Below are 2,399 nucleotides of genomic sequence, written 5' to 3'. Positions count from 1 at the left end.
GCTCACCCTTCTTCACGAAGCCCGTCTCGTCGAGCACCAGCACGCCAGCCGCATCGCCCAGATGCTCGACCACATAGGCGCGCAGATCATCGCGCACCGCGTCGGCGTCCCAGCGCATGCGCGCCAGGAAGTCCTGCACGCTGTCCGGGCTGGCGTCGCCCGCCGCCTCGGCCAGATGCCAGCCGTTCTTGCGCTCCAGCGGCGCCAGCAGGCCCGCCACGTAGGAGCGCGCCCGGCGCCGCGCCTCCACCCGGCTGAACCGGGGCCAAAGGCGCTCCATCAGCGCGTCAAAATCGCGATTCCAGACCATCGCGTCGGCAACCGTCGGCATGGGCGGCATCCTCCACCAGGATGCCTGCCTCAACAACGGCCATCGAGAATAATCCCGGCTGTAGTACTAGCCGCAGGCGCAGGCATCTTCGACCCGCGCGATGTCATCCTCACGATGATAGGTGCTGGGCGACCGTCACTAAATGGCGCAAATGCACTACAATGGTCAACCTGCCCCTGGAGCCGTGCCGGTCAAAGGCAGCAGCTGCTCCGGATATGTCTTCCACCACATCAGCACAGCTGGGCTCCGACGCCTCCAGACAGAAGCACCGGCACGACCGGATAGGGCGTGATAGCGGGCACTGAACAAGGGAAGCGCTTCAAGCTAACGGTAAGCGTCCGGCCTGCCCCGCGGCTCAGGGGGCAGGCTTCCAGTTCCAGGGGAGCAGATCGTTGATCCGCTTGGCGGGATGGGCATTGATCCTGGCGATGACGTCGGCCAGCCAGGCCTGCGGGTCGAGGCCGTTGAGCCTGGCGGTCTCGATCAGCGAATAGATCGCCGCGGCCCGCTCGCCGCCCCGGTCCGATCCGGCAAACAACCAGTTCTTGCGACCGAGCGCTATGGCGCGTAGCGCACGTTCGGCCGGGTTGTTGTCGATCGCGAGCCGGCCGTCGTCGAGATAGCGGGTCAGGGCCGGCCAGCGCGCCAGCGTGTAGCGCATTGCCCCTGCCAAGTCCGATTTGCCCGACAGCTTCGGCAAGGTCGCCCGCATCCAGGCCGCCAGTTCCTCGGCGGCCGAGCGACTTCGCTCCTGGCGCAGGCGCCGTCGTTCGTCCGGCGGTTGGCCCCGGATCGCCTCCTCGACCGCATAGAGCGTGCCAATCCGCTTCAAGCCCTCAAAGGCGGTCGGGCTCTTCGTCGTTGCATGCACGTCGTGGAATTTGCGCCGCGCATGCGCCCAGCATGCCACCTCGACGATCGGCCCGGGCCGGCGGCCCGCATTATCGTACAGCGCCCCGAAACCGGCATAGCCATCAGCGTGCAGATGCCCGTGGAATTCGGCCAAGTGCGCCTGCGGATGATCGCCCTTGCGGTCGGGGCAGTAGAAATATATGGCCGCCGGCGCCGCCTTGCCGCCATGCCCGCGGTCGTCGCGGACGTAGACCCACAGCCGCCCGGTCTTCGTCGTGCCCGTTCCCGGCGCCAGCACCGGCACCGGCGTGTCGTCGCCGTGCAGCCGGGGCGAGGCCATCGCCTCGCGCCGCAGCGCCGCGACCAGCGGCTCCAGCAGCACCCCCGCCCGGCCGACCCAGTCGGCCAGGGTCGAGCGCTCCAGCTCCACGCCCTCGCGGGCGTAGATCCCGGCCTGGCGGTACAGCGGCAGGTGGTCGGCGTACTTGGACACCAGCACATGGGCCAGCAGCCCGGGGCCCGGCCGGCCGCGCTCGATGGGGAGCTCCGGCAGCGGCGCCTGGGCGATCGCCTCGCAGCGCCGGCACGAGAATTTGGGCCGGACGTGGCGGACGACGTGGAAGCGGGCCGGCCGATACTCCAGGATCTCCGTCACGTCCTCGCCCAGCCGGCGCAACTCGCCGCCGCAGGGCGGGCAGGCGCAGCCCGCGGCATGGACGATCTCCTCGCGCGGCAGATGCTCGGGCAGCGGCCGGCGGACCGGCTTGGTCTTGGCCTCATCAGCTGGCGCGGGCGGCAGCGGGGCCGTCTGCTCGCTGCGGCCGAGATCCTCCTCCAGGTCCTCCAGCAGCAGCTCCAACTGCTCGATCTGCCGGTCCAGCTTCTCCGACGAGCGGCCGAACTGCATCCGGCGCAGTCTCGCGAGCTGGACCTTGAGCTTTTCGATCTCCAGCGCCTGGGCGACCAGCCCGGCCTGCGCTTGGCGCAGTTGGCCGGCCCAGTTTTCCGCTTCGGCCCGGGCGGCAGCCGCGACCCTGCGCTCCTCCAGCACCAGGCGGCGGAGACCCTCGACGTCGTCGGGCAGATCGGCGGCATCCAGCGACATGGCGGGAGTGTACCATCCCGGCCCGGGCCCGGCAGGGCCGACGGCGCGCCATCGGCCGGCCGAGTCATTCTGTCGCGCATATCCGGCCAGCTCCGGCCGCCAAGTCCGCCG

2 protein-coding genes are annotated in these 2,399 nt (G+C 70.0%); both read right to left on the bottom strand.

Annotation, left to right across the window (positions count from 1 at the left end):
* On the bottom strand, positions 1–280 hold a 280-nt coding region (locus tag VGO20_RS12925), incomplete at its 3' end, for a transposase (protein WP_327502764.1).
* 406 nt (positions 281–686) lie between these two features.
* Positions 687–2,288: an IS66 family transposase gene (tnpC, locus tag VGO20_RS12920; RefSeq protein ID WP_327502763.1), complete on the bottom strand. Its 1,602-nt coding sequence runs from the start codon at positions 2,286–2,288 to the stop codon at positions 687–689.
* Between the last annotated feature and the right edge of the window lie 111 nt (positions 2,289–2,399).

This window comes from Arenibaculum sp. (assembly GCF_035998295.1).
Lineage (GTDB): Bacteria > Pseudomonadota > Alphaproteobacteria > Azospirillales > Azospirillaceae > DASYHS01.
The sequence above is the reverse complement of the archived record's forward strand: the minus strand, read 5'-3'. Positions and strand labels throughout refer to the sequence as shown.